24 protein-coding genes and 1 other RNA gene are annotated in these 25,832 nt (G+C 70.3%); 15 read left to right on the plus strand and 10 right to left on the minus strand.

Annotated elements, in window-relative coordinates:
- The first annotated feature begins 96 nt into the window (after positions 1–96).
- From ABT340_RS40130 to ABT340_RS40165, 8 genes are all read left to right on the plus strand, one after another.
- Positions 97–621 (plus strand): YbhB/YbcL family Raf kinase inhibitor-like protein, encoded by a 525-nt coding sequence (locus ABT340_RS40130; protein WP_352016185.1) that lies wholly within the window; start codon positions 97–99, stop codon positions 619–621.
- Positions 622–804: 183 nt separating this feature from the next.
- On the plus strand, positions 805–2,403 hold the full coding sequence (locus tag ABT340_RS40135; RefSeq protein WP_352016186.1) for a hypothetical protein: 1,599 nt from the start codon (positions 805–807) through the stop codon (positions 2,401–2,403).
- Between the two features lie 76 nt (positions 2,404–2,479).
- Complete coding sequence (locus ABT340_RS40140) at positions 2,480–4,735, plus strand: SulP family inorganic anion transporter (protein WP_352016187.1); 2,256 nt, start codon at positions 2,480–2,482, stop codon at positions 4,733–4,735.
- 152 nt (positions 4,736–4,887) lie between these two features.
- Positions 4,888–6,333 carry a CBM96 family carbohydrate-binding protein gene (locus ABT340_RS40145; RefSeq protein WP_352016188.1) on the plus strand — a complete coding sequence of 482 codons (1,446 nt, stop codon included), beginning with the start codon at positions 4,888–4,890 and terminating at the stop codon, positions 6,331–6,333.
- 4 nt (positions 6,334–6,337) lie between these two features.
- Positions 6,338–7,579, plus strand: coding sequence for an MFS transporter (locus ABT340_RS40150; protein ID WP_352016189.1), 1,242 nt, complete (start codon positions 6,338–6,340; stop codon positions 7,577–7,579).
- Positions 7,576–8,529, plus strand: coding sequence for a hypothetical protein (locus tag ABT340_RS40155; RefSeq protein ID WP_352016190.1), 954 nt, complete (start codon positions 7,576–7,578; stop codon positions 8,527–8,529). The genes ABT340_RS40150 and ABT340_RS40155 overlap by 4 nt, the downstream gene beginning before the upstream one ends.
- A gap of 599 nt (positions 8,530–9,128) precedes the next feature.
- Positions 9,129–11,765: an RCC1 domain-containing protein gene (locus tag ABT340_RS40160; protein ID WP_352016191.1), complete on the plus strand. Its 2,637-nt coding sequence runs from the start codon at positions 9,129–9,131 to the stop codon at positions 11,763–11,765.
- Between the two features lie 528 nt (positions 11,766–12,293).
- Positions 12,294–13,322: an MmcQ/YjbR family DNA-binding protein gene (locus tag ABT340_RS40165; protein ID WP_352016192.1), complete on the plus strand. Its 1,029-nt coding sequence runs from the start codon at positions 12,294–12,296 to the stop codon at positions 13,320–13,322.
- Between the two features lie 127 nt (positions 13,323–13,449).
- Here ABT340_RS40165 and ABT340_RS40170 read toward each other — a convergent pair whose 3' ends face one another.
- The 3 genes from ABT340_RS40170 to ABT340_RS40180 all read right to left on the minus strand — a co-directional run bounded on the left by ABT340_RS40170 (position 13,450) and on the right by ABT340_RS40180 (position 15,922).
- Positions 13,450–14,892, minus strand: coding sequence for an SNIPE associated domain-containing protein (locus ABT340_RS40170; protein ID WP_352016193.1), 1,443 nt, complete (start codon positions 14,890–14,892; stop codon positions 13,450–13,452).
- 392 nt (positions 14,893–15,284) lie between these two features.
- Positions 15,285–15,590 carry a hypothetical protein gene (locus ABT340_RS40175; protein WP_352016194.1) on the minus strand — a complete coding sequence of 102 codons (306 nt, stop codon included), beginning with the start codon at positions 15,588–15,590 and terminating at the stop codon, positions 15,285–15,287.
- A 2-nt stretch (positions 15,591–15,592) separates the two neighbouring features.
- Complete coding sequence (locus ABT340_RS40180) at positions 15,593–15,922, minus strand: hypothetical protein (protein WP_352016195.1); 330 nt, start codon at positions 15,920–15,922, stop codon at positions 15,593–15,595.
- 417 nt (positions 15,923–16,339) lie between these two features.
- Between ABT340_RS40180 and ABT340_RS40185 the strand changes: the two genes are divergently transcribed.
- The 3 genes from ABT340_RS40185 to ABT340_RS40195 all read left to right on the plus strand — a co-directional run bounded on the left by ABT340_RS40185 (position 16,340) and on the right by ABT340_RS40195 (position 18,187).
- Entirely contained in the window at positions 16,340–16,807 is a 468-nt protein-coding gene (locus ABT340_RS40185) for a hypothetical protein (protein ID WP_352016196.1), read from the plus strand.
- Between the two features lie 201 nt (positions 16,808–17,008).
- Positions 17,009–17,689, plus strand: coding sequence for an FHA domain-containing protein (locus ABT340_RS40190; protein ID WP_352016197.1), 681 nt, complete (start codon positions 17,009–17,011; stop codon positions 17,687–17,689).
- Positions 17,690–17,770: 81 nt separating this feature from the next.
- Positions 17,771–18,187: a hypothetical protein gene (locus tag ABT340_RS40195; RefSeq protein WP_352016198.1), complete on the plus strand. Its 417-nt coding sequence runs from the start codon at positions 17,771–17,773 to the stop codon at positions 18,185–18,187.
- 32 nt (positions 18,188–18,219) lie between these two features.
- Here the strand turns inward: ABT340_RS40195 and ABT340_RS40200 are convergent, their stop codons facing one another.
- Positions 18,220–19,560, minus strand: a complete 1,341-nt coding sequence (locus ABT340_RS40200; protein WP_352016199.1) for a serine/threonine-protein kinase — start codon at positions 19,558–19,560, stop codon at positions 18,220–18,222.
- Positions 19,561–19,728: 168 nt separating this feature from the next.
- Here ABT340_RS40200 and ABT340_RS40205 point away from each other — a divergent pair, with 168 nt between their 5' ends.
- The gene (locus ABT340_RS40205) at positions 19,729–19,992 is read left to right on the plus strand and encodes a hypothetical protein (RefSeq protein WP_352016200.1); all 264 of its coding nucleotides are present in this window, start codon (positions 19,729–19,731) and stop codon (positions 19,990–19,992) included.
- Here ABT340_RS40205 and ABT340_RS40210 read toward each other — a convergent pair.
- Both ABT340_RS40210 and ABT340_RS40215 read right to left on the minus strand, forming a co-directional pair.
- Complete coding sequence (locus ABT340_RS40210) at positions 19,986–20,483, minus strand: hypothetical protein (RefSeq protein ID WP_352016201.1); 498 nt, start codon at positions 20,481–20,483, stop codon at positions 19,986–19,988. The two genes, ABT340_RS40205 and ABT340_RS40210, sit on opposite strands and share 7 nt — an antisense overlap.
- Positions 20,484–20,717: 234 nt before the next feature.
- On the minus strand, positions 20,718–21,458 hold the full coding sequence (locus ABT340_RS40215; protein WP_352016202.1) for an XRE family transcriptional regulator: 741 nt from the start codon (positions 21,456–21,458) through the stop codon (positions 20,718–20,720).
- Between the two features lie 154 nt (positions 21,459–21,612).
- Between ABT340_RS40215 and ABT340_RS40220 the strand changes: the two genes are divergently transcribed.
- Both ABT340_RS40220 and ABT340_RS40225 read left to right on the plus strand, forming a co-directional pair.
- Positions 21,613–21,810, plus strand: a complete 198-nt coding sequence (locus tag ABT340_RS40220; RefSeq protein ID WP_352016203.1) for a hypothetical protein — start codon at positions 21,613–21,615, stop codon at positions 21,808–21,810.
- A gap of 7 nt (positions 21,811–21,817) precedes the next feature.
- On the plus strand, positions 21,818–22,000 hold the full coding sequence (locus ABT340_RS40225) for a hypothetical protein (RefSeq protein ID WP_352016204.1): 183 nt from the start codon (positions 21,818–21,820) through the stop codon (positions 21,998–22,000).
- Between the two features lie 103 nt (positions 22,001–22,103).
- Here ABT340_RS40225 and rnpB read toward each other — a convergent pair.
- The 4 genes from rnpB to ABT340_RS40245 form a co-directional block, all read right to left on the minus strand.
- Positions 22,104–22,492, minus strand: an RNA gene (gene rnpB / locus ABT340_RS40230) — RNase P RNA component class A.
- 160 nt (positions 22,493–22,652) lie between these two features.
- The gene (locus tag ABT340_RS40235) at positions 22,653–23,837 is read right to left on the minus strand and encodes a bifunctional RNase H/acid phosphatase (RefSeq protein WP_352016205.1); all 1,185 of its coding nucleotides are present in this window, start codon (positions 23,835–23,837) and stop codon (positions 22,653–22,655) included.
- Positions 23,834–24,574, minus strand: coding sequence for a zinc ribbon domain-containing protein (locus ABT340_RS40240; protein WP_352016206.1), 741 nt, complete (start codon positions 24,572–24,574; stop codon positions 23,834–23,836). Before ABT340_RS40240 ends, ABT340_RS40235 begins: the two co-directional genes overlap by 4 nt.
- Positions 24,571–25,407, minus strand: coding sequence for a Nif3-like dinuclear metal center hexameric protein (locus ABT340_RS40245; RefSeq protein ID WP_352016207.1), 837 nt, complete (start codon positions 25,405–25,407; stop codon positions 24,571–24,573). The genes ABT340_RS40240 and ABT340_RS40245 overlap by 4 nt, the downstream gene beginning before the upstream one ends.
- A gap of 141 nt (positions 25,408–25,548) precedes the next feature.
- On the opposite strand from ABT340_RS40245, the gene ABT340_RS40250 reads away from it, so the two are divergent.
- The coding region (locus tag ABT340_RS40250) for a membrane dipeptidase (protein ID WP_352016208.1) at positions 25,549–25,832 on the plus strand (284 nt) is incomplete at its 3' end.

The following is a 25,832-nucleotide window of genomic DNA, read 5'->3' on the forward strand; positions in this document are numbered from 1 at the left end:
GGAACCTCGCGATCCGGTCTGCGCATCTGCCAGATCCGCGTAGCATCATCGGGCATGGGGCAGCCGCACACGTCTACACGCCGCCCGCGACCTGCCGTGGGGACGGCACTGGCCGCGGCGTTCGTCGTCGTTGCCTCGGGCTGTGGCCTGACGGGCGGCTCCGCGTCCGCCGACCGGCTGCAGCTGGAGCCGATCAGTGTCTCCAGCCCCCAGTTGCGGGACGGCACGGCTCTGCCCTCCGACTACTCGTGCAAGGGGTCGGCGGGCAACCCGCCACTGCGGTGGTCGGGGATTCCGAACGACACCAAGTCGGTCGCGATCGTGGTCGACAACAACTCACGCACCGGTGGAGAGGTGAACTGGGTCGTGTTCGACATCGACCCGCGCACCAACGAACTGGCCGATGACAGCGTCCCGGTCGGCGCCGTGGAGGGAAGCACCACCAGCGGTAAGACGGGCTACAGCCCGCCCTGCCGCGACAAGGAGAGCTACCGCTTCACCGTCTACGCGCTCAACGACCGGATCGAGCTTCCCAAGGGCGCCTCCCTTGAGAAGACCCTGAAGAGCATCGCCTCCAGGACGATCGCCTGGGGCCGGCTCACCACGACGCACATCGAGTGACAGGTCAAACACCGGAGGTAGTAATGGTTACCGATTCTTCACTTAGGGTGTGACAACGCTCATAGTGGTCCGACACAATCAGATCCAATGTCCGTGCGCAGGTGATGCAAGGGGGCAGGTCGCGTCGATGGCCGCGCGACCTCACCGGCGCCGCTGGAAGGCCATGGCCTTGAGGGTGGTGCAATGATCGCGGTCGTAGCAGGTCTGGTCGCCGTCGTGCTCCTCGTGCTCGTCGTCGTGGCACTGGGCATGCGGTCGATGAACCGCAGGGAGAGTGCGCTCCCCGCGGAACGCCTTCGCGAGTTGGAGGAGAAGGAGGCGCAGACGCCTGCCTTGTCCATCGACGACTTCGCGACCCGGGAACCGAAGATGAAGCACTTCAGTCCCGACCTGACCCCGTTCGACGAGCCGAAGCCGCCCCGTCCGCCCCGTCCCGCGGGTTCGCGGGGGAAACGCGGCGTGAACGAGTTCGGCCAGGCCGACGACTACGACGACGACTACTGGACGCGGCTCCAGGCTGACGAGGGCGGTTTCGGAGGGTCCTTGGCAGCCAAGATGGGCGCGAGCCGTCCCGCGTCGGAGACGCCGGGCCAGCCGCCCGCGGCCCCGGTTCCGCCGGTCCCCCCTGTCGTCCCGATCGCGGCCTCGGCCGCCGACGCGGTGACCGTGCAGGCGCCGCTGCCGAACAGGCCGCAGGCCCCCAGGCCCGCGCAGGTTCCCGTGCCGCCGCCCGCCCCCGCCGTCGCCTCGGCCTCGCTGCCGTCCGGCCTCGCCGACCTGATCGAACCGGTCCAGCCGAACCCGGCCCCCACCGCCGCCGCGCTCGCCGAGCAGAAGACGGTGACCTTCGCGGCCCCGACGCCCGGCGCGTTCGGTGAGCCCCGCACACCACGTTCCCGCAGGAGCGGGCGCGCCGCCGCCGCGAACGCCGCGGCCGGTGGCAACACGGGCCCCGGCCCCCTGCCGGGCGCGCCCGCGCGACCCGACCCGCTCAACGAGCCGCTCGCGCCCCGCCCGCGCGGCGCCGCCCCCGCCCCCGCCCCAGCCCCCGCCCCCGCCTCCGGTGCCGCCGGACGTGGTGTGGGCGGGGCCCCCGTACGGGACCCCGGGGCCGGGCAGGTTCCGCCGCCGATGCCTCCGATGGGCCCGACCACCAGCGGTGGGTTCCCCGCCGCCTTCCCCGCGGGCGCCTCCCCGAACACCGCGCCGGGTGCCGCTGCCCCGTCGCCCGCGCCGTACGGCTCCGGCGGTGTGCCCGAGCCGTCCAGGCCCGTCGCGGACAACCCGTGGGCGCGGGCCACCTCGCCCACCTCGGGCGGCTGGCCCGCGGCCGGCAGCCCGGACATCCTCGACGATCCCGGACCGTCGTACGCCTCCTACCAGAACCCGGTGTACAACGCCCCCTCCGCCGCCCCTTCGGCCACCTCCTACGAGGTGAGCACGGGCTGGGCCACCATCGACGACGACGCGCTCACCGGGCCGACCCCGGCGATCTCCACCCCGACCGCGCCCTCCAAGGCGGTCGGCTCCTACGACGAGCAGCCGCGTACGGCGGGCAGGCCCTCCGGCGGGCAGGGCCACGAACCGGTCCCCTCCACCGCCTGGCCGGAGCCCACCCCCGCCCCCGGTGGCGGCGCGGGCACGGTGTGGCCGAGCTACGGCGACCTGTACGGCACCGGTGTCCCCGAGGTCGCGACGACCCCCGACGGGCAGGCGGGGCCCTCTCCCCGTGGCAGCCGTCACCGGGCCCAGGAGCCCGACTACCCCGACTACTACCGCTGACCGATCCGTCCCGGCGTCCGTAACAGGCCACGCCGGGCCACTGAACCGCGAGGCGTCGGCAGCGTAGTGTCTGCCCATGGGGACGAACACGAAGAGTGACATCGCGCTCACCGGACGCACCCTCGCCTCCGTAGTACGTCATGATCTGCCCGCCTCCCTGGTGGTCTTCCTTCTCGCGGTGCCCCTGTCCCTGGGCGTCGCGGTCGCCTCCGGGGCGCCGCCCGCCGCCGGGCTGGTCGCCGCGGTGACGGGCGGGGTGGTCGCGGGCCTCCTCGGGGGCTCCGCCGTCCAGATCAGCGGGCCCGCCGCCGGGCTGTCACTGGTGGTCGCCGAACTGATCGCCGTGTACGGCTGGCGGGCCACCTGCCTGATCACCCTGCTGGCGGGCGGTCTGCAACTGCTGCTCGGCACCTTCAAGGTGGCCCGCGCGGTGCTGGTGGTCTCCCCCGCCGTGGTGCACGGCATGCTCGCCGGGGTGGGTGTGGTGATCGCCCTGGGCCAGGTGCACGTGGTGCTCGGCGGCGCCCCGCAGCGCTCCGCCGTGGAGAACCTCGCCGAGCTGCCCGGCCAGCTCGCCGCCGTCCATGGTCACGCGGTCCTCGTCGGCCTGCTCACCGTCGGCGTCATGTTCGGCTGGAACCGGCTGCCCCGGCGGTCACGGATCGTGCCCGCGCCGCTGGCCGCCCTGGCCGTCTCCTCGGCGACCGCCCTGCTGGCCGGCTGGGATGTCACCCGGCTCGATCTGTCGGCCGGCCTGGTCGGCTGGGTGGCCCCGGTGTGGCCGGAGGGAGACTGGCACGGGATCGTCGCAGCGGTGCTGCTGGTGGCGCTGCTGGCCGGGGTCGAGTCGCTGTTGTGCGCGGTCTCCGTCGACAAGCAGCGTGACGGCGGGCGCAGCGACCTGGACAGGGAGCTCACCGCGCAGGGCGTGGCCAACATCGTCAGCGGCGCGCTGGGCGGGCTGCCCGTCGCCGGAGTGATCGTGCGCAGTACGGCCAACCTGCGCGCCGGGGCGCGCAGCCGCTGGTCGGCGGTCCTGCACGGCCTGTGGATCCTGCTGTTCGCCGTCTGCCTGTGGCGGACGATCACGCTGATCCCCGCCGAGGCGCTGGCCGCCCTGCTGATCTTCATCGGCGTCCGGATGGCCGATCTGCGACGTCTGCGTGGCCTGCACGGGCACGGGGAGATCCCGATCTACTTCGCCACCATGGCCGGGGTCGTGCTGCTCGGTCTTCCCGAGGGGGTGCTGCTCGGTCTCGGTCTGGCCGCGCTGTCCGCGCTGCGCCGCCTCACCGGGGTGACGGTCCGGGCCAGGCCCGAGCCCGACGGCCGCTGGCACGTGCTGATCGGCGGTTCGCTGACCTTCCTCGGCGTGCCCAGGATCGTCGCGAAGCTGCACACCGTTCCCCCCGGCGTGGCGGTCGACCTCGACCTGAACATCGACTTCATGGACAACGCGGCCTTCGAGGCCGTGCACGCCTGGCGTCAGGAGCACGAGCGCGGGGGCGGCAGCGTGGACGTCGACGAGCTTCACGACGAGTGGTACGCCATGGCCGCCGGTGGCGCCAGGATGTTCCCGGCGAAGTCGCCGCCCCGCGACCCTGAGCGCTGGTGGCTGCCCTGGGCGCACCGGCGCGGTCCCACGCTACTGCCGGCCGGGCCCTCCCCGGCTGGGTCTCCGCCGGAGCGGGCCGGACCGGTCCCGGCCCCCGACCACCTGCTCGCCGGGGCGCGGGAGTTCCACCGCCGTACGGCGCCGCTGGTCAGGCCGTTCCTGCACGCGATGGCCCGTGGGCAGGACCCCTCCCATCTCTTCATCACCTGTGCCGACTCCAGGGTCGTGCCCAACCTGATCACGGCCAGCGGGCCGGGTGATCTGTTCACCGTCCGTAACATCGGCAACCTGGTCCCCCGCTGGGGCGCGGTGCCGCGCGACGACTCGGTCATGGCCGCGATCGAGTACGCGACCGGCGCGCTGGGCGTCAGGACGATCACGGTCTGCGGCCACTCGGGCTGCGGGGCGATGGCCGCGTTGCTCGACGGCGGCGAGAAGGCCGCAGGGCTGCCCTCACTCGGCCGCTGGCTGCGTCACGGCGACCACAGCCTGGCGCGTTTCCTCTCCGGCCCGGACGCGGAAGCCGACGAGGGGGCGCTCGACCGGCTGTGCCGTACGAACGTGGTCCAACAGCTGGAGAACCTGCTGACCGTTCCCCGGGTGGCCGAGTTGGTCGGGCGGGGGCGGCTGGAGCTGGTCGGCCTCTACTTCGACATCCCCACGGCCCGGGTCCACGTGCTCGGGCCGGTACCTGGCCTTGTGGATAGACATCCGTAACCCCGATTCGGCCACCATGCTTTTCCCGGTTGGTGTGTGGGTCATTAACCTTCCCGTCTCCGTCTGATTCCTCCGCGCTCATCGAACCGAGTCCTTGGCGGCCTAGCGTCCGTGCTTGCCTCCCACAACCCTCCGTGCATGAGGAGTGACGCATGTTCCGACTGCTCCGACCGTCTCGACCCTCCCGACGCAGGGCGCTCACGGCGGCGTCCGCGGCCGTCGCCGTCGGCGGCGCGACCGTGTTCGCGGCCGTCTCCCTGTCCACGGGGGTGGCCAACGCCGCCTCCACCACCTTCACCCCGGTGGCCGACACCTATGTGGACAACAGCCACACCGGCACCAACTACGGCACCTCCGGACAGCTCGGCGTCGACGGCTCCCCGGTCAAGCGGTTCTTCCTGCGGTTCACCGTCACCGGCGTCACCGGCACGGTCGGCAACGTCAAGCTGCGCGTCCACACCGACGACGTGAGCGGCTCGGAGAGCGGCAGCGGCGGCACCTTCAAGGCCGTCGGCAGCACCACCTGGTCCGAGACCGGCACCACCTGGAACAACCAGCCGTCCATCGACGGGGCCACGCTGGGCACGCTCGGCTCGGTGGCCCGCAACTCCTGGTACGAGCTGGACGTCACGCCGTACGTGACCGGCAACGGCACCTACAGCATCGGCGTCACCTCCTCCAGCTCGGACGGCGCCGACTACGACGCGCGGGAGAGCGGGTCCTCGACCGCGCCCCAGCTGGTGGTGACCACCGACACCGGTTCGACCCCGACGCCCACGCCGACCTCGACGGCCTCCGGCGATCCGGTGCTCGTCGGGGCGGGCGACATCTCCAACTCCGGCTCCGGCGACAGCGCGACCGCCGCGCTGCTCGACTCCATCCCCGGCACGGTCTTCACGCTGGGCGACAACGTCTACAACAACGGCACCACCTCGGAGTTCAACACCTACTACGACCCGACCTGGGGACGGCACAAGGCGCGGACCAGGCCGGTGCCGGGCAACCACGACTACAACACCTCCGGGGCCTCGGGCTACTACGGCTACTTCGGCGCGTCGGCGGGCGACCCGTCCAAGGGCTACTACTCCTACGACCTCGGGGCGAACTGGCACGTCGTGGTGGTCAACTCCAACTGTTCGGCCGTCGGCGGCTGCAACGCCGGGTCCGCGCAGGAGCGGTGGCTGCGCGCCGACCTGGCCGCGAGCACCAAGCCGTGCACGGTCGCGATGTGGCACCACCCGCGTTACACCTCCGGCGCCAACCACTCGCCGGACACCTCGGTCGCCCCGATCGTGCAGGCGCTGTACGACAACGACGCCGACCTGATCCTGACCGGCCACAACCACCAGTACGAGCGGTTCGCGCCGATCAACCCGGCCAACCAGCTCGACAACGCCCGGGGCATCCGGCACTTCGTCGTCGGCTCCGGCGGCGCCAGCCACTACTCGTTCGGGACGATCCTGCCCAACAGTGAGGTCCGCAACAGCGACACCTACGGCGTCCTGAAGGTGACCCTGCACGCCAACAGCTACAGCTGGCAGTTCGTGCCCGAGGCGGGCAAGACCTTCACCGACAGCGGCACCACCGCCTGCCACTGACGACGTGTACCTCTCCACTCTCGACAGGAACCGGACCGCCGGCGGCCCCGTCAGGGCCGTCGGCGGCACGGTGCTCGCGCTCGGCGCCGTCAGTCTCGTCACGGACGTCTCGGCGGAGATGGTGACCGCGATCCTGCCGCTGTACCTGGTCGTCGGGCTGCAGTTCAGCCCGGCGGCCTACGGCGTCATCGACGGCCTGTACACCGGCGCGACCGTGCTGCTGCGGCTGGTCGGCGGATACGTCGGCGACCGGGTCAACCGGCACAAGACCGTCGCCGGACTCGGCTACGGGATGTCGGCGTTCGCCAAACTCGGGCTGCTCGCCGCCGGTGCCTCGGGACCGCTCATCGGGCTGATGATCACGGCGGACCGGGCGGGCAAGGGCCTGCGCACGGCCCCCAGGGACGCGCTGATCACTCTCGCCACCCCGCAGGACCGGCTCGGCAGGGCCTTCGGGGTGCACCGGACGATGGACGCGACCGGCGCCTTCCTCGGGCCGATCGCCACGCTCGCCGTGCTCGCGCTGGGGAACGGGGCGTTCGGGCCCGTCTTCGTGACGAGTTTCTGCGTCGCGCTGCTCGCCGTACTGATCCTGGTGCTGTTCGTGCCCGCGGCGGCCGGTCCCCGTCCTCGCCCGGCCGAGGTCTCGTGGCGGGCTGTCGCCCGGCTCGGACGTGGCCGTCTGCTGCCCGCCGCGTGCCTGCTCGGCCTGGTCACGATCGGCGACGGGTTCGTCTATCTCGTCCTGCAGCGGCGTGTCGAGCTGGGGATCGGCTGGTTCCCGATCCTCGCGGTCGGTACGAGCCTGGTCTATCTGCTGCTGGCCGCGCCGCTGGGCAGGCTGGCCGACCGGATCGGGCGGCTGTGGGTGTTCGCCGGCGGGAACGCCCTGCTCGCCGCCGTCTACCTGCTGCTGTACGGCCCGCTCGGCGGCCTGCCGCTGGTCGTCACGGTGCTGGTCCTCTACGGGACGTTCTACGCGGCCACCGACGGCGTCCTCATGGCGCTGGCCGGTTCGGTGTTCCCGCCCGAGCTGCGCGCCACCGGGATGGCCCTGGTGCAGAGCGGCCAGGCCCTGGCCTACTCGGTCTCCTCGGTGCTCTTCGGCCTGGCCTGGCAGACCTGGGGCGCGGGTGCCGCCTGTCTCGCCGCGGCCGTGGCGGCCCTGCTTGCCCTGCCCCTGACCGTCTTCCTGCTCACCAAGGAGTCACGATCACTCTCAGCCCGCGCGCACGTGTCCTCGTGACGGTCCTGGCGGCCCTGTTGCTCGCCGGGGTCGCCGTCACCTACACGGCACTGGCCGGGGACCGGCCCGTGTCCGCCCCTTCCTCTGGTTCGTCCGCCTCCTCCGGAGCTCCGGGCGCGGGGCCACGGTTGCAGGTGCTGACCAACGGCCTGTTGTCGACGGTCTCCCGTGCCGATCCCGGCGGTCCGCGCGAGGTCACCGAGCTGCGCTGCGACCGCGCCTACGTCGCGGGGGGAACCCTCGCCTGCCTCAAACCCGTCGGCCCGCTCAGCTCGTCCGGGCTGATCGTCCTCGACCCCTCTCTCAAGGAGCGCAGGAGCCTGCCGCTGACCGGCTTCCCGAACCGGCTGCGTGTCTCGGCCAGCGGCCGGATGGTCGCCTGGACGCTGTTCATCGACGGGCACTCCTACGCGACGACCGGTTTCTCCACCCGGGCGGGCGTCCTCGACACCCGCACGGGACGGCTGGTCTCCTCGCTTGAGGACTTCTCGATCACGCTGGACGGCAGGCCGTACCGGAACTCCGACGTCAACTTCTGGGGCGTCACGTTCGCCTCGGACGACAACCGCTTCTACGCGACGTTGTCCACGAACGGCCGTCGTCACCTGGTCGAGGGCGACTTCGCCGCGGGGACCGTCAGGACGCTGCGGGACAACGTCGAGTGCCCATCCCTGTCTCCCGACGGAACCCGGATCGCCTACAAGTCCGCCGTCGACGCCGATCCGAAGAAGGGCTGGCGGCTCTCGGTCCTGGACCTGGCGACCCGGCGCGTCACCCCGCTGGCCGAGACGCGCAGCGTGGACGACCAGGCCGCCTGGCTCGACGACCGGACCGTCGCCTACGCGCTGCAGACCGGCGACGGCACCAACAACGTCTGGTCCGTCCCCGCGGACGGCACCGGGGCTCCTCGGCTGCTCGTCCCCGGCGCAGGCTCCCCCGCCCCGGCCTGACCTCACGGAAAACACCGGCGCGTCCCGCCTCCGGGCGGGGCGCGCCGTTCCGTGCGAATTCCTTTTTCTCGTTCCGCATGGAGGAATGCCGAAGATTTCGCGCCGTCCAGGCGTTTGTTTGCGTTTCTGTGTAACACGGAGGGCGATCACTCGGTCACGAATGACCGGCCGCGTTCCTGCCATTCAGCGACACGTCTTCCCCGCCGGGAAACGGAGATCGATCCGGTAAACATCCACAGGTCTGTGACGTTCCTTACCCTCTCAGGAAAACAAGGTTCATCGTCCATACGTCGCTCATCCTCCCCTGTCAACCACGGAGATGGAGCTTCTTCCCGTTCCACGAATCACCGAAAATCACTTCACGCGCCCGCCCGGAAGCTGACCGTGCAATCCATTTTCACAGTTGATTTTCACACGGGTTCTCGGTCATGCTGACTCGTCGGATCGGTTGTTTTCATGATGTACGGCGAAGCGCGGCATACGGAAATGCCTTGGTCCGAGGCGGCAGGACAGGCGTTCCATCGATTTCCGCATTCTTGGAGTCACGGCTTGTCATGCTCCGTGCCCGCACGCCGAGAACGACGCCAGAGGAGAATTTGTTGTCACTTCGCTCTGACTCCCGGGGCCGCGGAGGACCACGGTCACGGCGACTCGCCGCGGCCCTGCTCTCCGTGGCCGTCGGCGCGCTGTCCGGCGTGGTCGCCGCGGGCCCCGCCTCGGCCGAGCCCGCCCCGGCCTACGACCACAGCAAGGACAAGGGCACCGCCCCGGGCACCCACGGGCCTCTGCCCAAGGGCTTCTCCACGACCGAGCTCTCGGTGAAGTTCAAGCCCGGCCTCGCCGTACGGCTGCGCGGGCAGGGCCTGGTCGCCAAGGACTCCGAGGACGCGACCGAGATCCAGCGGGTCCTGGCCAGGTACAAGGACGCCTCCATCAGGCCCCTGTCCTCGGTCTCCGAGACGAAGATCACCGAACGACGGCTCCAGCTGGAGAGGAAGACCGGCAGGCAGCTGCCCGACCTGAACTCCTGGTTCGTCGTCACCGCCCCCAAGAGCGGCGTCGAGGGCCTGCTGAAGGACCTCAACGCCCTGCCCTCGGTGGAGATCGCCCAGGCCAGGATGACCCCCGTCGCCACCTCCGAACCGCTGGCCTCCTACCAGAGGTACCGCAACGCCGCCACCTCCCCGCTGGGCGCGGGAGTGGACGCCGACTACGCCAACGCCCAGACCGGTGGCAAGGGCGACGGCATCACCGTCACCGACATCGAAGAGCAGTCCACCTACATCCCCTACTTCGGCCCGCAGACGATCGCCGCGGGTCAGGACCACTCGCTGCTGATCACGCGGACTCCGGCGCTCGGGCAGGTGTGGGCCTGGGGCGACAACGGTCAGGGCCAGCTCGGTCTGGGCAACACCACGGCCAAGAAGGTCCCCTCCCAGGTCCCCGGCCTGACCGGCGTCACCTCCGTCTCCGCGGGAGACGACTACTCTCTGGCGCTCAAGAGCGACGGCACCATCTGGGCCTGGGGCGACAACAGCCAGGGCCAGCTCGGCAACGGCACCACCACCGACAGCACCGTCCCGGTGCAGGTCACCGGGATCTCCAACGCGGTGGCGATCAGCGCCGGTCTCGGCCATGCCCTGGCCGTCCTGTCCGACGGCACCGTACGCGCCTGGGGCGACAACAGCCTGGGACAACTCGGCTACGTCGGCCCCGACTCCCCGGCCGCCGTCGCCGTCGCCGGCCTCACCGGCGTCCGCACCGCGCCGGACTCGGTCGCCGCGGGCGGCGTCCACTCCCTGGCGCTGATGGCCGACGGCACCGTCAAGGGCTGGGGCGCCAACGGCATCGGCCAGCTCGGCGACGGGACCACCACCGACCGTGCCACCCCCACCGCCGTCACCGGCCTGACCGGCGTCACCCAGATCAGCAGCCGGGGCGACCACGCTCTGGCGCTCCTGTCCGACGGCACCGTCAAGGCCTGGGGCGACAACAGCGAGGGACAGCTCGGCGACGGGACCACCACCGGCCGGACCACCCCGATCTCCGTCCCCGGCCTGGCCAACGTCAACAGCATCGCCGCCGGAAGCAGGCACAGCGTCGCGACGGCCGAATCGGTCTCCTGGGCCACCTACGCCTGGGGTGACAACAACCAGGGACAGCTCGGCGACGCAACCACCGTCGACAGGTACTCCCCCACCGTGATCCCGGCGACCAGTGACATCGCCGCGGCGGGCCTGGCCCACACCATCACCAAGCTCGCCCAGACGTTCCACGTCTGGGGCCTCAACAGCAGCGGCCAGCTCGGTGACGGAACCACCACCAACCGGCACGGCCCCGTCGAACTGGTCGCGTACACCAACCGGTGGAACCTCTGCCACGAGGACCTCGCCGGACGCGTCGCGACCGGTCAGATCGTCCAGGTGCCGTCCGCGTTCGGCGACCCCTGCACCAACGACCTCTCGATCCGTCACGGCACCGCGGTGGCCGGGATCATCGGCGCCCAGGACGACAACGGTGTCGGCATGGCCGGCATCGCGCCCCACGCCACCCTGCACCTGTCCGGCACCGCCGTGTTCGACACCGTCGCCTACGCCACCGCGCACTCCCAGCCGGGTGACGTCATCCTGTTCGAGATCGCCGTCAAGCCCAGCACCCGGCAGTACCCCTGGGAGTACCAGAGCAACGTCTACGACCAGGTCGTCCTGGCCACCGCCGCCGGAATCACCGTGGTGGAGCCCGCGGGCAACAGCGGCGTCGACCTCGACGACTCCACCGACCCCTACGTCGCCGTCATCATGGGCCGCCCCGACTCCGGCGCCATCATGGTCGGGGCGGGGACCCCGCCCAGCCCCAGCTGCGTCGGCACGCCTCCCTCCGCCGACCGCACCGCGCTGCCGCTGTCGTCGTACGGCGTCCGCGTGGACGTCCAGGCCTACGGCGAGTGCGTGGCGTCGACGACCGCTCCTGGCTGGCAGGACCTGACCCCCTTGGAGACCGACCCCAACAAGACCTATGCCGGTGGCTTCGGCGGCACCTCCGGCGCCGGCGCCATCGTCGCCGGAACCGTCGCCTCCCTGCAGGGCGTCGCCAAGGCCAACGGCGGAGTGCTCACCCCCGCCCAGGTCCGCGACACCCTCAAGCTCACCGGTACGGCCCAGCCCGCCGGTGACCCTCACCGCATCGGCCCGCAGCCCAACCTGCGCGCCGCCATCGACGACATCCTGACCCCGTAGGACGTCGGCTCATGCGAGCGGGGCGCCCGGGAACCGCTTCCCGGGCGCCCCGTCCCGATCCGGGAGCCGCCTACCGCCCGGTCATGGGGATCTCCGGCGTCCCGCGAGACCGCCTTCGTCCTTGATCGACCTGAGCAGGGGCTGATCCAGCGGGAGCCGCACCCGACCGATCACCGGGCGAAACAGATCGTGCTCACCGCGTCCGGCCAACGATGCCGGGCCCGCGTGATCGAGCACCTCAGCGCCTAGTCGCCGCCGACCCGGCCTGACCCTCACCCCGGACCACGCGGGCATCGCCTCGGTCCGGAATCTCGGGCCGAGGCGCTCCACCGGCGGCGGGACGCCCTGGTCCGGACCGTCCGCCACGGCTCGCCGACCGGCCAGGTCGTCGACGCGGTGACGGCACGCCCGACTTCGCCTACCGTATGGTCCGCCGACGGCGAAGAAACGGTCTCCGGCCGCGGCGTCGGCACACCCGAACCGTTCGACGAGCGGTGGGAGCGATCTGGAGGAGGTCCGGTCCAACCGATGAGGTCCGCTCAGACGGTCACGGTCGAGCAGGTGCGCGAACTTGCCCTGTCCCTGCCCCGCACACACGAGGCCCTGGTCAGGGACCGGATCAAGTTCCGGGTCGGGAAGATCGTCTACCTCTCCTTCTCCAGGGACGAGGAGCTGATGGGCTTCGCCTTCCCCAAGGAGGAGCGCGCGGCGCTCGTCGCCTCCGAGCCGGAGAAGTTCCTGATGCCGGTGCCGTCGGACGAGCGCTTCAACTGGGTCCGGGTCCGGGTGGACGCCGTCACCCCGGCGGAGATGCGGGAGATCGTCGTCGAGGCGTGGCGCATGGTCGTGCCGAAGCGTGTGGCGGCCGCCCACCTCCAGGGCACCGGCCCGTCCGTTGTCTCCACCGCGCCTGTCGCGGACGCTCCCACGCTGGACGGGCTGCGGGCGGCGGCCCGGGTGTTCAACGGGTTCTCCAACGTCGACGCCGGCTGGCTGAGGTTCCTGGAGACCACGGGCCCGGCTGCCGACCTGTCGCGTGCCGGGCACCGGGCCGCGCTGCTGCGCTGGCTGAACTCCTGGGGCTGCCGCATCCGCTACCCCCGCGAGGGCGAGCCCGACCTCCTCGACTCCGGCCTCGCCGAATGGTGGCGGAACCGGGCCGCCGACCTGCCGTCGGTGAGCCTGGCGGTGCTCTCCGACGGGGAGATCGACGTTCTCTCCCTGGCGTACGCGGAGCTCGCCGCCCTTCCCGTCGCCACCGGCCGGGCGGCCCGCTCACTGGGCCCGACCGCCGCGGCCAAGGCGCTGTACGGCCTGCGGCCACGCGCCGTGATGCCCTGGGACGCCGCCATCGCCGTACGGTTGCACGGCTCGCGCGACGGTGCGGCGTTCGGCGCCCACCTGCAGATGGGCCGGGCCTGGGCGCGGGCCGTACTCCAGGCGGCCGGGACGGACGAGGACACGCTGCCCCTCCTCGCCGGACGACCCTCGGTGTCACTCGCCAAGGTCCTGGACGAGTACCTGTACGTCACGATCACCATGGCCTCCCAGGAGTAGGGACCCGCCGTGCGCGGACGTCCCGGCGCGTACGGCGGACCCGGGTCTCCGTTCCTCCGGGCCGGGTTCTGGTTCCGCCCGCCCCTGAAACGCGACTCGGTGGCCTGTTCTCCACCGCCATGCGGCCTCAGACGCGCGCCTCGTCCTTCCCCACCGCCGGGTGAACCGACTGCCGCCACTCCAGCGCCTCGGGAACGTCCCGGTACTCCAGCAGGTGCTGACCCGCGATCTGCTGGAGCAGGTCCCTGACCTCCGAGGGTGTGGCACGGAAGAACTCCCTGCGCGGGTTGACCCGGTTGACCCGCCGATCGTTCAGCGCGGCGTGCAGCCGTCCCTCCAGCCCGACCGCGTCGTCACTGAAGATCAACGCGTGCGTGTCGAACCGGAACGGCACCGAGGCGTCCCCCAGTTCCCGCACCCGGTCCTCCGGCTCCAGGCGACGGGTCATGCCGATCTTGACGACGTCCTCACCGAACGCCCCGATGTTGGAGATCACGTACACGTACCCGGCCCGGACGTTGGCCTCTCGCGCCTCCACATCGCTGACCGCCGCGCCGATCTCCTCCAGCTTCGCCTTCAGCTCCTCCGCCCCGGCCTCGTCACCCTTGGCGATCAGCTTGGACAGCGCCGACCTGTAGTGGGCCTCCTCCTTGCGCAGCCGGGCCTTCTCCCGCTCGAACTCCCGGCGCGCGGCCTCCTCCTCGCGCTGCTGCTCCCGCTGGGCGCGGGTGCGCTCCTTCTCCTCCTCCTGCCTGGCCAGGTGGTCGGCGGTCAGCTCCAGTTCATAGACCCTCAGCCGGTGGTAGTCGCCACTGACGTGGATGTCCATCGTCTTACCGAGCTTGACGATCATCTCCACGGCCTTCTCCAGCCGGTCGACGGCCGACTGCAGCTTGTACGGACGCATCGTGCGCACGCAGTTGTCGGCCTCGGCGTTGTAGGCGCGCAGCATCAGCTTGGAGAAGTCACGCACCATCCGGCGCCCCTCGGCCGCCGACCCGTTGACCTGCCAGCCCGTGGAGCCCAGCACCGCCTGGTTCTCCCTGGCCATCGCCTTGATCCGGGCCTTGACCTCCGCCAGCCGCTCCTTGTACGCCACCGCGTCACTCAGCGGATGCCGGTAGTCGTAGACCCCGGCCTCCTGCAGCAGCGCGGTCTCCTCGGTCCGCACGACCTGACGCTCGACCTCGCGCAACCGCCTCGTGGCGTCCGCCACGGCCGCCCGCGGCCGCCCGTGCTCGGCCCGTAGCTCCTCGGTCAGCGCGGAGACACCCATGGCGTCCATCCCGCCAAGCCGCTCGACCCACGCCCGAAGCTCGGCGTTCTCCGCCTCCAGCTTCTTCTTCCCGCCGAACAGCCCTCCGCCGCTTCGCTCCGGCAGCGCGGGTGCCGGCGGCGCGGGTGCCGGAGCCGGGGCGGGGGCGGGCTGCGGCGCCTGTACGGCCACCCAGAACTGCCAGCCGGGCGGCGCCGGGGGCCATGACGGATCCGGCTGCCACCCCTGTGGAGGCTGCCAGCCCACGGGCGGAACCGGCCATCCGGGAGGCGAGTTGAACCGGTATTCCATCATGAACACCCTCCTCGGCCGTGTGTTCCACACAACACATGCCACAGGAGGACAGCCGTCCGGTCTGATCGGTTTACATCTGAGGGAGCGCACCCGGGTGGCCAGGCCTTGTTCCCTCCTGCGGGCCTGAGTGATCTACACGGCCGACGGCGAAAAGCTCGATCGCCCCCCTGGCCGGGTTACGCCTACGCGTTTTCCGTCGGAACTTCAAGAAAGCGATCGCCATTCGGTGCTGCCGCCGCCCCACCTGGCGGTACGGCGGGCGGAGCGATCAACGTCTCCTGCTCGTTCCGCGCACGCTCCGGAAGAACGGGAATCCGGCACTTCGCAAGGAGCCGACGTCGGGGGCGAGGCCGTACCCGCCATCGCACGTCCGCCGCGAATTCCCCGGACCGTCAATCCTCATCCGGTAGGTCGTCTTCGTCGAAGATGTTGATCAGTTCGAATTCTGGCGGATCCTCCGCCGGCCAGAAGCGGACCAACACCACCAAGCTGTCCCGAGGCCGGAACGCCCTGACGGGGAGAACGGGTTGATCATTCGCCAGATCCTCGGGCGGATGCCACCTGCTGCGCCAGGTCCCGTCGGCGATCGTTCGCAGAACCTCGCAGACAAGCTGCTGATCACCCTCCTTGGGCTTGGCGGATTCCCACCACCGCGCAAGTATTTCTTCGCTTCCCGCTTGGAGCCGGAGCTCCGCCATGGTCACTCCATGAGTCGGTTCAGCACCTCTTCGACGTCCAGCGCCTCGCCCGATCCGCGAGGGTTCCCGGGGGCGTTTTCCAGCGCTTCCGCATAGGCGGGGATGCCGCGCAAATGAACGGTCGCGAGCAGATTCTTTGCGAAATCCGTCAGATGGTCAATGTTCATGGTCCGCTCAAAGGCCAGTGCCGCCCGGCAGGAACTGCGCAGAAGTTCTCTCTGTTCGGAGGGCCGAAGCACATCAATCGTCTCCATGGCCCGTTCGACCGCAGGGTCATCATGGGAAACAGAACCGGGCGGGAAGAATTCGTCTTTCATGACCCACTGCTCCATTTTCCGACTTTCTTCTGAGGCTCAAGGGAAAGCAGCGCCAACCGGCGCCTTCCGAAAAAGCGGATGGCCGGAAGAGGACAGTTTCCCCGGCAGAGTCCACCAAGACCGAAGCACGTCGACCTCATCGAACCCGCATTCGATCCCGGCAACGGCCGCCGCCGGCCGTTCCAGGCCACCCTGACGTGACGGGACGGCTCCCGGTCCCGTTTCGACCAAACGGGTTGGTCTCGTGAACCAAGCGGGACGGACAGGCGTCCCCATGATCTCCGGACCCTGCCCTGCGGACGCCCCATACCGGACCAGGGCCGGAAAGGCGGACAAGAGGGATTACGATTGCGGGCGTCTCACGACACTTCCCGCTGTTTTCGGTGCTCCCACGCAACAGCGACGGAACAGGGCAGAAGCTTGGAGGCGCCCGTGACGATGCCCAGGAAGGGCTCACGGCTCATCGGCGTCGACGGCACCGCCTTCCGCTGGCGGATCCGGCACAAGCCCACCTACCACCAGGGCAACGGCTGGAGCCCCCTCACCGTCACCGTTGAGCGGGCCGCGAAGCCGGGATGTGTTCTTGTGGTGTCGCTTCCCTGCGCTCGGCCGGACAACTGGCTCGGAGAACGGACGATCGCGGTCCGCCCCGCCCTCGTCGCCGGCTGCGTCCGGCGAGCCGTCGAACAGGGATGGAACCCCGGGCGACCAGGCTCGGCGTTCCCCCTCACCGTCGCCGAGGACGAACTGGCCGTACTCCTGGGCGAACCGCCTCAGTACCTGATCCCCTTCCTCTGGGGCATGATCCCCGAAGGCGGAGGCATCGAGGACCTCCCTCGGTGCACCGAAATCCGGAGCCGGGACGAACAGCACACCAGCCGGGCACCTTCCGATCCGTAGGGAAGGGCGGACGCCTTGGGCTGCGCGACCGGATCCAGGTGGTCATCTGTGCCTGCGAGTCGGGCCTCGTCCAGCCGGGCCCCTGGCGCCGCTGACCCCACCTGCTGTTCTCGGCCCGTACGTGCTGTCGCCTCCGCGCCCGCCGACGGGACTCCGGTGAAACCTCAGGCCGCGACCTCGGTACGGATTACGGTGGCGATTATGAAATCGATCATCGTTCAGATCGAAGGGGACGACCGGAGCTGGGAGCTGGAAGCGGGGGAATCGCTCGTCTTCGGTAGGGCCGACACCTCCGACATCGTCCTCGGCGATCCGGCCGTCTCACGCCGGGCCGGGCAGCTGCGTGCCACCGGCGACCACTGGGTCCTCACGAACCTGAGCGGCCGGGTGACATACGTCGTCGAGAACCCCGAGGGAGGGGGAGAGTTCATCAAGGTCCCCCCGGGCCGGATGGACGCCCCGGTGTGCTTCGAGTTCGCCAGAATTCTGGTGCCCGGAGCTCAGGAGGCGCTGCTGGTGTTCGCGCCCTGCCAGGCCTTCACCGATCCCGACCTCGTCGAGACGGGCGCGGAGACCCTTCTGGCGTACCCGCTCGACCGTACCGCCAAGTACTTCCTGGTGCTCGTCGCCCTCTGTGAGCCGCGTCTGCTCGACCCCGCCTCCACGGTCACCCCCAGCACGCCGCAGATCCAGGAACGGCTCAAGAAGTACGGCCTGAGCCGCAAGGCCATCGCCTTCCAGATCGAGTACCTGGCCTCGCGCAAGCTCCGGATCAAGGACAGCTCCGGCGAAGGGCGAGCCGACTGGCAGCGGGCCGCCCTGATCGCGACCGCCCTGCGCTACGACCTGGTCAACGCCAAGCACCTGGAACTGCTCGGGTGACCCTGGCAGCTGCCGGATAGTCCAGGCATCCCGTCCGGGCGGATGCTGTGACAGTCACAGCGACCACCCGAAAGGAATGACATGTTCAAGATCGGTACAGTCACCGTCATGGCGGCCGTCGCGCTGGCCGCGTTCAGCACCTCCGCCAGCGCCGACACCGGTCCCGCCAGGGACGGGGCCGCGCGGACCAGCAGCGTCTCGGTCCAGCAGGGGCCCTGGGCCGGCTGTCCGGTCGGCGCGGTCTGCCTCTACAAGGGGTCGACCTGGGAGAGCGGCGTCGACAAGATGTTCTGGAGCTACGGCGCGCACAACCTTTCCAACGTCTACGGTAGCCGCATCCTGTTCAACAACCAGGTCGCCGACGGGGGCCGGCCGGCGCTGGCCACGGAGTGCTACCAGTACAACGGGGGCAACTGCGTCAGCGATCCCATCGACATGTACACCTACAGGACTCGCAACTTCGACCAGATCAACTCGGTGAAGCTGTACCTGGGTTAAGCCTCGCGGGAGCTGGCCGACTGCCGTTCCGATCAGGACCCGTAGTCGGCCAAGAAGGCACGTACTCTGTCGGTGTAGGGCCTCAAGGAGGGTTTTATCCCGCCGGCTTCCCGCACTGAATCTGAGCTCGTCCGGTAGACGGCGGCGAGTTTCAGTGCGGGATCGCCGGGCACGTCGGCCACCTGGGGCCCGTACCGGCACATCAGTTCGCCCATCTTCGGGATCGCGATCTTCGGGTCGAGAGCCGCCTGCTTGGCGTCCATGCCCGGGGACAGGTACCACTGCAGGACTCGGGGGGTCCAGCGGGCGATGCCGTACTCGTCCTTCGGGGTGTCCACCAGCTTGGGGTCGAATCCGCTCTCCGCTTTCAGCATGGCGGCGATCAGTGCGGGGCTCAGGCCCTCCAGGTTGCACCACGTCCCGGCCTCGACGATCAGCCCACGGTACTCGACGGGGACGTCGGTGCCCTCCAGCTTCGGGGAGTCGGGGATGAGCAGTGCCGCCGCGACGCCGGTGCCGGCGCAGAGCCCGGCCATGCCGTACACCCACACCCGGGGCAGTCGTCGCAGCAGCCGCCGAAGACGCCACACACGTCCGGCTCCGCCACCGGCGGCAGCGGCGACCAGTGCCCGTTCGAACGCCTCCACCGAATCCCAGCGACGCTCACGTACCGGGTCGAGCGCGCGGACGACCACCTCGTCGACGGCCGCCGGCACCTCCGGCCTGAGTCGGCGCGGCGAATGCGCGTCGGGTGCCGGCACCTGGCCGGTGAGCAGGTGGAAGACGATCGCGCCGAGCGCGTGCACGTCGGTGCGCTCATCGATGGAACCGCCGGGCTGCCGCTGCTCGGGAGCCATGTAGCCGGGTGTGCCCGCGATGGTCAGCCCGGTCGGATCGGCGGCGGCCTTGGCCAGGCCGAGATCGGCGACGAGCAGTCGCCGTCCGCCTTCCGGGGTGCCGCAGATCAGGATGTTGGCCGGTTTCAGATCCCGGTGGATCACGCCGAGCCGATGCAGATCGGCGACGCCCGCGCAGATCTGTCGCATGAGGTCGATCGCCTCGGGCAGCGGAGGTGGCCCCTGATCCAGCAGGTCCTGCAAGGTTCCCTGGTCGGCGAAGGCCATCACGAAGTACGGCCGGCCGTCCGCCTCGCCGAGGTCGTACACCTGCACGACGTGCGGCGAGGCTGCCTGGCGCAGCAGGCGCGCTTCCTGCAGGAAACGTTCCCGGACGCCCGGACGCTGCGCCCAGTGCTCGGCGAGCACCTTGATCGCGACCGGCGCGGCCAACTGATCATCATATGCTCGCCAGACCGAAGCGAAAGCCCCAGTACCTACTAGGTCACTCGCCCGGTATCTGCTGAAGGCAATCACGACCGACTATTACCGGAGAGCCGGAGAGCAACGCAAGAACCATTTCTGCCTTTGTGTACTTTTCGCTACGTTTCTCCGCCTGTCCCCCTAGCAAAGCAATTACCGCCATTCTCGCAATTGAGGGCATTTCAGAATTAGTCGCTTGAACCGGACATCGGCTGCTGATCAGTGCGGGCGAATCCACGGGCCAGGTTCGACACGCTGGGCGCCGATTTCGCCGAGGAACGCCCCGAGTCGGTCGAGGCGCTGACCTACTGCGACATGACCACCGGCCCGGACTGCCTGCCGGTCGACGTCGAGACCCGCCTTGCGGAGATCCACTCCCGGTACGGCCCCGAGCACCTGGTCAGCCAGTCGATCACCAAGGCCACGCCGTGCATCGTCGCGGCCGTGCACGCCGTACATGCCGCACTGGGGCACAGCGGTCAGTAGCCGCGGCTCTCGGCCTTCCTGCGGATCTTCGCGCTGCCGTACTCTCCACGTTCCAGACAGCACGGGCAGGGGAACCTGCCGTGGGCGTTGGGCATGTACCGCCAGCCGGTGACCCGGTTGATTGCCCGCACCCGGTGAATCTCCCTGGCGCCGATCGCGCGGGGAACGAACACCTCATACCCCCGCGCGTCCTCACATCCGGCGATCAGAACTGCGGCCTCAGCGCTCGCGAGTTCGACGTGCCGGCGGTTGTAGCGGCCGACCAGAACCGGTTCGTCGTCGGGCAGCCGGAAGTCCACGGCGACCATCGTGCGCCGCCCGCCGCGGCGGTGCAGTTCCCGGCCCCACTGGTGGGTGAGCTGGTAGGAGGGCATGACCGGCAGGCAGAACACCCCGGCCCGGCCGTCGTGGTCGCGGCTGCGGGCGCGAATACCGGCCCGCCGGATCGAACGGATGTCATCGGCTGGGGAAAGGTGCGTGAACAGGGTCATCGAGCGCACCTTATGGACACCGGCCAGGCCCGGCCAACCGGTTTTCCTACCCGATGTACGGCCCGGCGCCGTCGAGGAGGTGAGCGAGCCGCAGCCGCATCGACCGGTCCGTGATCAGAAAGCCGATCTCCCCACGCGGCAGGGACTCCCCCAGGCCCAGTTGCCGTTGCCGGTACGGCGGGGCATCAGGATGTCGCCCACGCCGTTGACGACTGGGGACGGGGCCGTCATGGGTCACGATCCTACGGGGGTGGCTCCGGCCCAGACGGCTTCGAAGCTGTCGATATAGGTCGAGACCATGTCCCCGCCCGCCACCTTGCGCAGGTGCATGACCGGGGCGTCGGTGGCGAACTTGCCGTAGACATGGGTGTTGACGAGAAGCTGATCGTCCCCGCGGTAGATGGAGTTGTACAGGATGGTGTGGTGCAACCGGATCTCGATGCCCTCGACCTGCTGTAACGGCCGGTAGAGCGTCAGGGCCATCCGGGTCTGCGCGGCCATGCCGTCACCGAGGCCTTCGTCCGCGCCATGCGGGGCGGCTTCGAGCGCGTCCGGGTTGCCCAGCAGGATGCGGACACGCACACCGGCCTCGGCCTTCTTGGCGAAGGTGCGCATGATGCCGGTGTCCTGGGCGATGAAGATCCCGCTGTAGACCAGTACGCCGATCTCCCCCTGGGCCGCGGAGAACAGGCGTTCCCAGGTCTCCTTCGGTACGGCCCAGCGGTGCGGGTAGACGGTGACGAGTTCGCTTCCGGAGACCGCGGCGGCCTGTTTGGGAGTCAGCGCGTCCGGCCACAGATAGACCTCCTCGACCCCGAGGAGTTTGGCGAGCGCGAATCTGTGCTTTCGGTACGGTACACGGCCCTGGGTGATCCATCGTTCCACGGTCTTGGCGTCGACCTCGACGGCCTCGGCCACCTCCACGATAGTGGTTCCCCGTTCGAGTAACGCCGTGCGCAACCGCTCGTTCGCCATCTCACCTGCCTGCAAGCCGGGGACGTCCAGGGACGGGGCAATCGTAGACCGGACGTCCTGTACATGTCCCATCCTGTAGTGATCACGTCCTACCTGCTCGTCGCACCCTCGATACCGCACGGCAGCACCGGTGGCGACGAGAGGAGAGACAACAGTGATCAACCACATTCGGCCGATCGACGACACGCCCGCCTGCGGATGCAGCGCGGTCCTGGAGGAGGGACGGTTCGTCTGCCGCAAGTGCCTGGCGCGGGAGCGGTGGACCCGCCGTCAGGCGGCCCGGCGCAGGACGGCCGACCGGCGGCGCGGTCAGGTGCGGCGCGCCCGTACGGCACCGCCGAGGCGGGGGTGATCTGGACGTGAACGCGACCATGATCCCGCTGATCATCGGCCTGGTACTGAGCGCGGCGGTGTTCGTCGGCTACGTCGTCGTCCTGGTCGGGATGCGCCAGGAGGACCGGCGCATGCGACTCGGCGAGGCGCCTCCGAGCCGGGCGGCGGCCCTGGCCCGCCGGGTCACCGGCTGCCACGTGCGCGGGTGAGCGCGCTGTTTCCCCTCGTCCTGGTCACGGTGAGCCTCGACCCGAGAAGCATCGAACACCGCCTGAGCCAGGCGGCTCCGCCGCAGGTCAGGGGCGGGGAGGGCGGACGAGTCGGCCTGTAGGCCGGGTTTTGTCCTTCACTGGGTGAAGGGGCGACCATCCATCTAGGACCGGCGTTGCCGTCGGCCTCAAGCGGTCTACCCGCGCGGCTCGGGCGGGCAGCCCTCAGACGTCGCGCGCGGAACGCTCCGGAGAGCGTCCCTTCTTGACCTTGCTCCGGGTGGGGTTTACCTAGCCGCCCACGTCACCGTGGGCGCTGGTGGTCTCTTACACCACCGTTTCACCCTTACCCCCGCGAAGGGGGCGGTTTGTTTTCTGTGGCACTGTCCCGCGGGTCACCCCGGGTCGGCGTTACCGACCACCCTGCCCTGTGGAGCCCGGACCTTCCTCGGCGGGTCCTCACAGACCCGACGCGGCCGCCCGGCCGGCTCGTCCGCCGTACTTCAAAGCCTATCGGTGTCCCGGAGCCCATCGTTCCCAAGTGGTCTCCAACCGGGCGACAAGTGGGAGCGGGTGAGATGTGACCAGGCAACCGGGCGACCGGAGGCCGCCGACGGGGCCGCCCGGCCGTACCGCCCGGGGAGGGGCGTGGTCAGCGCAGGTGCGAGGTGTCGTTGAACGCCTTCACCACGGCGGGCCCGTCGGCGTAGTACTCGATCAGGGACAGTGCGGCCAGGTCGAGGTGCATGCGGTACAGCGCGGCGAGGGGAGCGAGCAGCGCGGACCGTACCAGCATCTTGATCGGCGTGACGTGGGAGACGGCCAGGACCGTCCTTCCCTCGTAGCGTTCGACCAGCCGGTCCCCGATCACCTGGACCCGCCGCGCCGCATCCCCAAAACTCTCCCCACCCGGCGGCGCGGCGGACGGGTCCGCCAGCCATGTGGCCAGTTCGTCCGGCCAGTGCCGCTGGATCTCGGTGAACGTGTGGCCCTCCCAGGCGCCGAAGTCGGTCTCCCTGAGGTCGGGTTCGACGACGACGTCGAGGCCGAGCCTGGCGGCCACGGCCTCGGCGGTGACGAGAGCTCGCCTGAGCGGGGAGCTGACGACCACCTGCACGTCGTACGGCTCCCGCGTCAGCCTGGCCGCGGCGGCCTCCGCCTGGGCGAGGCCGTTCGGGGTGAGCTCGGGGTCGCCGAGTCCGGAGAACCTGCGTTCGACGGACATGGGGGTCTCACCGTGCCTGAGCAGCAGCAGCGTGGTCGCCGTGGTGGTCGGCGGACGCCAGCCGGTGCCCGCGGTCGCGGGGGTGGTCGGTACGGCCACCGCCTCCACGACCGGGGCCGGGGCAGGGTCGGCGGTGTCGAAGAGGGAGCCCTGTGCCGAGGAGGAGGCGGCGGCCGAGACGGACGAGCGCCAGGGGACCCCCTTGGCGGCGGCGTCCATGGCCTCGTTGGCGAGGCGGTCGGCGTCCTTGTTCCTCTCCCGGGGAATCCACCGCCAGGTGACCCTGAGGCGGCGGGCCAGGGAGGCGGCCTCCGTCGCGAGGGGACGCAGCCCCTCGTTCTTGATCTTCCAGCGGCCCGCCATCTGCTCGATGACCAGCTTGGAGTCCATCCGCACCTCGACGGAGGCACCGTCGCCCGCGAGGTCGAGCAGCGCCTTCAGCCCCGCGATCAGCCCGCGGTACTCGGCGACGTTGTTGGTCTGGGTACCGATGGGGTCGGCGACCTCGACCAGGATCTGACCGTCGGCGGCGTCCTTGACGACGGCGCCGTAGCCCGCCGGTCCCGGGTTACCCCGCGACCCGCCGTCCGCCTCGACGACGAAAGAGGTCACAGGCCCGACTCCGGGGTACGGACGAGGATCCTGCGGCACTCCTCACAGCGGACGACCTCGTCGTGGGAGGTGGCCTTGATCCGGTTGATCTCGGCGATGGACAGGCTGGTGCGGCAGCCGAGGCAGCGGGTGCCCTGCAGCATCGCGGCGCCGATCCCGAACTGCTCGCGGAGCTTGTCGTAGAGGGCGAGCAGGTCGGCCGGGATGTCGGAGGCGACCGCGGTGCGCTTGCCCCTGACCTCCGCGGCCTCCTTGTCGATCTCGGCGAAGGCCGCGTCCCTGCGGTCCTGGGCGCCGTCGCGTGCGGCGGCGAGCTCGTCGCGCTCGGCGGAGAGCTTCGTGACCTGGGCGTCGGCCGCCTCGCGGCGCTCCATGATCTCCAGGACGACCTCCTCGAGGTCGCTCTGGCGGCGGTGCAGGGAGGCGATCTCGGACTGGAGGCTGGCCAGGTCCTTCGGCGAGGAGACCTGGCCCGAGTCGAGGCGCTTCTGGTCGCGTTCCGCGCGGACCCGGACGGCGTCGACGTCGGTCTCGGCCTTCGACTGCTCACGGGCCAGGTCGCCCGCCTCGGTCTCGGCGGCGATCACCTGGGTGGCGAGCCTGGCCACCCGGGTGGACAGCTCGTCGATCTCGGCCAGTTCCGGCAGGGTACGGCGGCGATGGGCCAGCCGGTCGACGACGGAGTCGAGTTCGGCCAGGTCGAGCAGGCGCTTCTGGGCTGCCGGGGCTGCTTTCACTTCAATTCCTCGCACTCTGCTGTTGTCTTCCAGGCGTCCGTGACCGTCTCGGAGACGCGCGTCTCAACAGTAATCCCCCGCGCGGCCAAGGCTGACGTCAGACGGTGCGCCGCGTCGGTCAGCCAGGGCCACTCGGTGGCCCAGTGGGCGGCGTCGATCAGGGCGGGTCCTCCGGGTTCCTCGACGAACTCGCTGGCCGGGTGGTGGCGCAGGTCCGCGGTGAGGAACACGTCGACTCCGGCGGCGCGGGCCGTACCGAGCAGGGAGTCGCCCGATCCTCCGCTGACCGCGACGCGGCTGATCTCCCGGTCGAGGTCTCCCGCGACCCGCAGCCCGCCCGCCGTACCGGGGAGACCTTCGGCGGCCCTCCTGGCGAACTCCCGCAGGGAGAGGGGGGCGGGCAGCGTACCGACGCGGCCGAGGCCGCGCCTTGGGTCGCCCGCCGAGGGCAGCAGGGGGGTGAGCGGCCCGGTCAGCCCGACGGCGCGGGCCAGGGCGTCGGAGACGCCGGGATCGGCCACGTCGGCGTTGGTGTGGGCGGTGAAGAGGGCGACGTCGTTCTTGATCAGCGTGTGGACCAGACGGCCCTTGTAGGTCGTGGCGGCGACGCCGGTGACCCCTCTCAGGTAGAGGGGGTGGTGGGTGACGATCAGGTCCGCGCCCCACTCGACGGCCTCCGCGGCGACGGCCGCCGTCGGGTCGACCGCGAACAGGATTCTGCGCACCTCCGCGGCCGGGTCCCCGCAGACGAGTCCGACGGCGTCCCACGACTCCGCCCAGGCTGGGTCATAGATCGATTCGAGCTCTCCGACCGTGTCGGCAAGGGTAGGCACGTGCGCAGACTACCGGCCCGCCCGCCACCGGTGATCCACACCGGCCTCCGCGTACGGCTCTCGCGGGACAGCGGACCGGTGCCGCCGATAGCGTCGGGCGGACAAGATCCCTGTGAGGCCCCGCGAGGAAGGACCCCGCCCTTGTCCGCCGATCTCCACCGTGACTCCGTGGTCGCCGACACCCACAACGACCTGTTGATGGCGGTCACCGCACGGCCGCCCCACCGATGGGCCTCCTTCTTCCGCGACCGATGGCTGCCCCAACTCCACGAAGGCGGCGTGAACATCCAGGTCCTGCCCGTCTTCATCGACGACCGCCACCGCCCCGAAGGCGCCCTGCGCGAAACCCTCCGCATGATCGAATGCGCCCACACCCTCGCCGAGGGCAACCCCGACCACGTCCGCCTCTGCCTCACCGGACAACA

The organism is Streptosporangium sp. NPDC000239, assembly GCF_040300765.1.
Lineage (GTDB): Bacteria > Actinomycetota > Actinomycetes > Streptosporangiales > Streptosporangiaceae > Streptosporangium.

Bases quoted from the DNA above. Each gene is read 5' to 3' on its own strand.
- ABT340_RS40140 (WP_352016187.1), top strand. From the start codon at position 2,480: ATGGGGACGAACACGAAGAGTGACATCGCGCTCACCGGACGCACCCTC.
- ABT340_RS40175 (WP_352016194.1), bottom strand. From the start codon at position 15,590: ATGGCGGAGCTCCGGCTCCAAGCGGGAAGCGAAGAAATACTTGCGCGG.
- ABT340_RS40135 (WP_352016186.1), top strand. From the start codon at position 805: ATGATCGCGGTCGTAGCAGGTCTGGTCGCCGTCGTGCTCCTCGTGCTC.
- ABT340_RS40210 (WP_352016201.1), bottom strand. From the start codon at position 20,483: ATGACCCTGTTCACGCACCTTTCCCCAGCCGATGACATCCGTTCGATC.
- ABT340_RS40190 (WP_352016197.1), top strand. From the start codon at position 17,009: ATGAAATCGATCATCGTTCAGATCGAAGGGGACGACCGGAGCTGGGAG.
- ABT340_RS40215 (WP_352016202.1), bottom strand. From the start codon at position 21,458: ATGGCGAACGAGCGGTTGCGCACGGCGTTACTCGAACGGGGAACCACT.
- ABT340_RS40170 (WP_352016193.1), bottom strand. From the start codon at position 14,892: ATGATGGAATACCGGTTCAACTCGCCTCCCGGATGGCCGGTTCCGCCC.
- ABT340_RS40145 (WP_352016188.1), top strand. From the start codon at position 4,888: ATGTTCCGACTGCTCCGACCGTCTCGACCCTCCCGACGCAGGGCGCTC.
- ABT340_RS40165 (WP_352016192.1), top strand. From the start codon at position 12,294: ATGAGGTCCGCTCAGACGGTCACGGTCGAGCAGGTGCGCGAACTTGCC.
- ABT340_RS40195 (WP_352016198.1), top strand. From the start codon at position 17,771: ATGTTCAAGATCGGTACAGTCACCGTCATGGCGGCCGTCGCGCTGGCC.
- ABT340_RS40180 (WP_352016195.1), bottom strand. From the start codon at position 15,922: ATGGAGCAGTGGGTCATGAAAGACGAATTCTTCCCGCCCGGTTCTGTT.